Source organism: Thermoflexus sp. (assembly GCF_034432235.1).
Lineage (GTDB): Bacteria > Chloroflexota > Anaerolineae > Thermoflexales > Thermoflexaceae > Thermoflexus.
This window is the reverse complement of sequence record NZ_DAOUCJ010000056.1, coordinates 1-5,711: the sequence shown is the minus strand read 5'-3', so window position 1 is coordinate 5,711 and position 5,711 is coordinate 1. Positions and strand designations below refer to the sequence as shown.

General features: G+C 65.0%; 4 protein-coding genes and 1 pseudogene. All 5 read right to left on the bottom strand.

Translation table 11 applies throughout. From position 1 onward, the window contains the following. Window positions 1-664 (bottom strand): annotated as a pseudogene (locus VAE54_RS06725) (DUF2142 domain-containing protein); the annotation flags it as partial. Between the two features lie 8 nt (window positions 665-672). Next, window positions 673-2,433, bottom strand: a complete 1,761-nt coding sequence (locus tag VAE54_RS06720; protein WP_322801178.1) for a tetratricopeptide repeat protein — start codon at window positions 2,431-2,433, stop codon at window positions 673-675. A gap of 124 nt (window positions 2,434-2,557) precedes the next feature. Beyond that, the gene (locus VAE54_RS06715) at window positions 2,558-3,499 is read right to left on the bottom strand and encodes an NAD-dependent epimerase/dehydratase family protein (RefSeq protein ID WP_322801177.1); all 942 of its coding nucleotides are present in this window, start codon (window positions 3,497-3,499) and stop codon (window positions 2,558-2,560) included. 93 nt (window positions 3,500-3,592) lie between these two features. Then, window positions 3,593-5,014: a sugar transferase gene (locus tag VAE54_RS06710; protein WP_322801176.1), complete on the bottom strand. Its 1,422-nt coding sequence runs from the start codon at window positions 5,012-5,014 to the stop codon at window positions 3,593-3,595. A gap of 71 nt (window positions 5,015-5,085) precedes the next feature. Further along, window positions 5,086-5,711 (bottom strand): glycosyltransferase (locus VAE54_RS06705; RefSeq protein WP_322801175.1); only part of this gene is annotated, 626 nt, incomplete at its 5' end.

Genomic DNA, 5,711 nt, shown 5'->3' with positions numbered 1-5,711 from the left:
CCCCAAGGCCCAGGGGGCACAGCCCTCGCCGGAATAGCCGGATCCATCCCCAGAGCGCTAAGGTAGCCCAGAGCTCCGCCATGGGCCCCTCGTTGACGCTGGCATTGATGAACGTGTGCTGAGGCCAGAAGACGAGGAACCCGGTGGCAGCCACCGCCCATCCCTCCGGCAGATCGGCTTCCCGGAAGATTGCCCAGGCCAAAGCAATCACCATCGCGTTCAGGATCACGGAGGACGCCCGGGCCAGATACAGCAAAACGGACAGATCTTCGTGAATCAGCGGCGCCATGAACCCCGCCGCCCATAGATACGCGAGAGAGAACCGGCCACCGAGAAGGGTTCGGGAATGCTGAACGAAAATGCTCGAGGGGAGCTCCGAGATCCGCTCGGGCATCCGGTCTGGAAGCGGACGGCCGATGAACGCTCCATAATGCCACGCATAAAGAGAGCCGAGCTGCTCCCTCTCAAATTCGGGGAGGATCTCCCCGGGGGCCGGCAGACGGCCAAGCCGGGCGATGTGCCATGCGTATTCGAAATGACCTGGCTCATCGGGAGCCTGCCAGGGCGGAACGACTGCCGCGTAGAGCAAGCCCCGAATGAGGGCGAGCGCCATCCAGAGCGCCGGCCATGTCCAACGCGAGTTCCCAGCTGAACACCGATTCATCCTCTCTCCTACCGAACGGTCATCCGAGGGAGGTCCGCAGGAACACGATCCGAGGGGATCCGCAATGTCCGCAATGCCACGGCGTCGAAGGCCGCTTCCCCTTCGCCCCATAGCCGCAAGAGCAGTTGGACCTGTCCATCGGACTCGGGGCTCCGAGCGATGATCCCCACATACCGCCAGCTTCCTCCCGTGTCCGGCAAACGCAGCTCCGGATAGCCTGAAAGCCCTATCCCGATCCAACTCCCAGGAGCCAGGTCCGCCCGATAGGCAAAGGAAAGCAGATAAAGCGCCCCGGGTTCCACAAGGACCGAATGGCTCCAGTATCCAGCTCGTGCTGACTCCCGGCCCTCCTGCGCCTCGGTCCACAGACCATCTACGCGGGCAGCGACTTGTCCATGATAGGCCTCCAGAGTCTCTGGGATGCTGAGGAAAAGACCCGGAGCCCAGGGCGTTGCATTGGACATATCTGACCATTCCCATCCCTGGGGTTTCGACCCCTCCCATTTCTCAAAATCGCCAAAGGCCCACTGATTCTCCCCCAGCCCCAGCCATGGCTCCGGGATCCCCAACAGATCGGCAGCCAGGCGCCGGTCATCGGTGCGCTCCGCGAAGTATCGCCGTCCATCTGTGGATCCGGCGCATGATGGATCTTCCTCCAGCCCCTCGCATGCGCGAAGCCAGCGCTGCCATCCCAATAGATCATCGGGGGCTGCTTCGACATATCGCCGATAGAATGCCGCCGCCTCCCGCCGGGCCTCCGGGGTGCCCTCGTCCTCTTTTAGCATCCCCAGTCGGAGCCATGCCCGGGCAAGGTGAGGATCCAGATCCAGAGCCGCCCGATAGAGGCTTTCCGCCTGCCCTTTCTCCCCCCGTCGATGCCTCAGCTCCGCCTGATCAAACACCCAGTGAGGATCCTGAGGACGACGCGCCCGGAGGATCTCCAAGGCCTGATCGACCATCAGACCCGGCAATCCCTCCGCCGCGAGGGCCAGCTGAGCTCTGATCACCCGCCGGAGGGTTCCCCGATCCCAGATCCCGTCCTCGACCAGAGCGATCATGGCGGAGGCCTCGGCGCGCGGCAGCCGGAAGTCCAGATCCACTCGAACCCTCACGCTCTCCGATCCGAACCGCCGCAATCGCCCGGTCATCTCCTCTATGCCCGCCCGATCCCCCAGATGCCGGTAGAATTCCAGCAGACGATAGGACGCATACAGATTCCCGGGATCCAACGCCAGGGCGCGTTGATAAAGACGAGCGGCCAGATCCAGGTTCTCGCGGCGCGCATCGTCGGCTCGCTTCAAGTAATTGGCCACCAGGGGGAGGCGACGGCTTCCAATCCGGCCGCGCTCATAAAGCCGGATAGCTCCCTCCACATCCCCGCGCATATCCAGCACGTCGCCCAGCTCCAGGGCCACACGGGGATCTGCAGGAAAATCCAGGAGGGCTGGTTCGAGGATCTGGAGCGCTTCGTCGGGCTGATTCTGGGCCGCATAGGCCCGAGCCAGCCAACGCCGGGCGGCGAGATGGTGCGGATCCCACGCCAGAGCCGCCCGAAGGTGGGCGATGCCCCGGGCCAAGCGCCCGGGATCCTGAATCTGCTCGGGAGCCAGGCGGTCCGGGAAGACCGGCCGCAGGGCGGCCTCGACTTCGCGAGCCCCGAGCTCGGTGTAATAAATGGCCATCATCCAGGGATGGATCCCCAGGATCAGCCCCAATCCCACCAGTCCCAGCGCCAGACCGGCAAGCCTCTTTTCAGAAACGCAGCCCATCCCTCAGCTTTTTGCAGGAGAATTCTAAAACTGGTCTTCCGGTCCCTCTGGATCCTGCTGTGTAAAGAAGGGGTCACACATCAGGCATCCTGCTTATGGCCGGAAGGGGAAGCGACAACGCCGATCAGAACATCGGGGCGCATGGGCCTCGCTTTCCCGCCCTCACCCATTTCCAGGTTTGGGCCAGGCCCTCCGGCAATCCGACCTGTGGGGTCCATCCCAGCTCCGCCTGAGCCCGACGGATGTCCAGGACCATCCGCCGGATGTCCCCCGGCCGCGGAGGGCCATGGGCGGGCTCGCCCTCCACACCGGTTACCCGCTGCATCAGCCGATAGAGCCCCCGGATGGAGATCGCCCGCCCGGTCCCAATATTATAGATTCCTCCCGCTCCACGGGCTGTCGCTTGCAGATGCGCTGCCGCCACGTCTCCCACGTAAATGAAATCCCGGACTTGCCGCCCGTCCCCGTGGATGACCGGCCGCTCGCCGTCGGCCAGAGCGGCCAGGAAGCGGGCGATCACCCCGGCTTCTCCAACCGCCGGCTGCCGGGGGCCATAGACGTTCCCATAGCGCAGGATCGTCACCTCCAGCCCATGATGGGCCCCAAACCAGCGGGCATAGGCCTCCGCCGCCGCCTTGCTCAGGCCATAGGGGGAAAGAGGGCGAAGCGGGTGCTCCTCCGCCACCGGCAGCCGTTCCGGCTCCCCATACACCGCGGCGGAAGAAGCGAGGACCACCTGCCGGGCGCCGCCGCGAAGGGCCGCCCGCAGCACCCGCAGGGTGCCCAGCAGGTTGACGGAAGCGTCATGCCATGGATCCGCCACCGACGCCGCCACATCCACCTGAGCGGCCAGATGGTGGATGACCGCCGGACGGAAATCAACGGTCAGCTCCTCCAGCGCGGGGTCCCGAACATCCATCACCAACAGCGGGATATCCGCCGGCAGATGGGTCCGGGAGCCCCGGGAGAGATCATCCACCACCCAGATCTCCCATCCGGCTTGCCGTCCGGCTTCCACCACGTGAGATCCGATGAACCCCGCGCCGCCGGTGATCAGAACCCGCATGCGGGTGCTGCCCGAAGGATATTCGTTTCTTCGTTGAAGGAATTCACAGGCTCTCCCAAGAGACGCACCGGGCCCCAGGCCTCTCCCTCCGGCCTACGCCCGGCCCCGGAACGTCAGAGTATCCACCACCGTTTTGCACAGAATCACGAGATCCAGCCAAGGAGACCAATGTTTGATGTAATACAGATCATATTGCAATCGGATCAGGGCATCTTCTTTGGATGAAGCATAGCCATATTTCACCAGAGCCCATCCCGCCATACCGGGCTTCACCGCATGGCGGACCCGGTAGAAAGGGATTTCCCGGGCCAGCTCTTCCACGAACTCAGGACGCTCCGGCCGCGGGCCCACGGCGCTCATCTCCCCTTTGAGAATGTTCCAAAACTGAGGGAACTCATCGAGATGGGTTCGGCGCAGGATGCGCCCCACCCGGGTGACCCGCGGGTCGTTCTCCTGGGCCCACACCGCTCGCCCCTTCTCCGCATCCGGCACCATGGAGCGGAATTTGTAGACCCGGAACACCCGCCCCCCTTTCCCAACACGCTCCTGCGTGTAAAAGATCGGCCCGGGGGAGTCCAGGTAGATGGCCAGGGCGATGAAGGGGAAGAGCACGGCGAGCACCAGCATCCCCAGGGAGGCGAGGATCAAATCCATCCCTCGCTTGATCGCGCGGTTGATCGTGCGGGTGAGGGGATGGCTCAGGGGCATGGCCACATACCAGTTATCTCCCACATGCTCCACCGGCACCTGGCCGGTGAGCTGCTCATACAGAACCGGCATCGGAAGGATCTCCACCCCCAGCTCCAGACAGTCCGCCAGCATCTGCAACAGCTGCCCATCCACGTCGTGCGTGATGGCCAGGACCAGCGTATCGATTCGATGGGCAGCGATGAGCTCTGGGAGTCGGTGGCGATCCCCCAGCACCGGCCGGGCCTCTCCCTCCTTCCAGGCAATCCGGGCGCCGTGCTTAGCAGGGTCATCATCGACGAAGCCAACGATCTCATAGCTGCCATCCCCATAGGACGAGAGGGCCTCCGCGATCGTGCGGCCGGCCCAGCCGGCGCCGATAATCAGGGTGCGGCGCTGAAAGGCAGGACGCGTGAAAATCAAGGCATAAAGTCCCCGTCCTCCCACCAGGGCGGCAAGAGCGAGCAATGGGAAAGCGAAGAGAAGGGAGCGAGCCGTGGGCAGAGGCGGGGGAAGGTATGGGATGAGCAGAAAGAGCGCAGCGGCCATCAGACCCGCTTTCGCCACGGTCAGGGCGGTGGAAGGGAAACGGACACTCACTCGGGGCTCATAAGCATCAAAGACGAAGGCTGCGAGGAGATAGAGCACGCTCACCAGGAGGAACCAGTGAGGGGGGCGGACGACGATCTCCGGGCGCAGATGAAGCCAGATCCACAGCGCCCCGTTCACCGCGAGTAGATCCAGGACCATCAGGAGGATTCTTCGCTCGACCAGCGGGAGGGCAAAACGCCCTTCGTGCACTCGGGGAAAGCCCCGCGCGATCTGCATCCTCTTCCCTCGCTTAACATTTGCGTTCTCCGATCAGGATCCAGACATCCGGCGGATTCGGGCGGCCTGCTTCAGGTCCAGACAGCCAGATTTTTCTCTGCGAGGAGCTCGCGATAAAGATCCAGGATCCGGCCCACCACCTGCCGGTCGGAGAACCGCTCCTCGGCCAGCCGCCGGGACGCCACCCCGAACTCGGCCCGAAGGCCCGGGTCCTCCAAGAGGGCCTCAATGGCGGCCGCCAGGGCCGCCGGGTCCTTGGGCGGCACCAGAAACCCGTTCACCCCGTCCTGAACGACTTCCCGGCAGCCCGGCACGTCGGTGGCCACCAGGGGCCGGCCCATCGCCGCCGCCTCGATGAGCACCCGCGGGATCCCCTCCCGGTAGCTCGGCAACACCACCACGTCGGCGACCGCCATGAGATCCCGCACATCGTCCCGCACCCCCAGGTAGCGGATTAGGCCCGCCGCCTCCCAGGCCCGGAGCTCCTCCGGCGGAACCCGGGCCGGATTGCCCAGGTCCGAAGGGCCCACCAGCACGAAGGCCGCCCCCGGAAAGACCTGCCGGACCCGCCGGGCGGCCTCCACGAACTCGGCAACCCCCTTGTGCCGGAGCATCCGGCCCACCATCAGCACGACCTGGTCTTCCGGGCCCAGGCCCAGCTCCGCCCGCAGGGCCGCCCGCCGCTCCGGCGGAACCG

What these genes read in the sequence shown, in the direction of transcription:
- VAE54_RS06715 (WP_322801177.1), bottom strand. Translation starts at nt 3,499, where the DNA reads ATGCGGGTTCTGATCACCGGCGGCGCGGGGTTCATCGGATCTCACGTG.
- VAE54_RS06720 (WP_322801178.1), bottom strand. Translation starts at nt 2,433, where the DNA reads ATGGGCTGCGTTTCTGAAAAGAGGCTTGCCGGTCTGGCGCTGGGACTG.
- VAE54_RS06710 (WP_322801176.1), bottom strand. Translation starts at nt 5,014, where the DNA reads ATGCAGATCGCGCGGGGCTTTCCCCGAGTGCACGAAGGGCGTTTTGCC.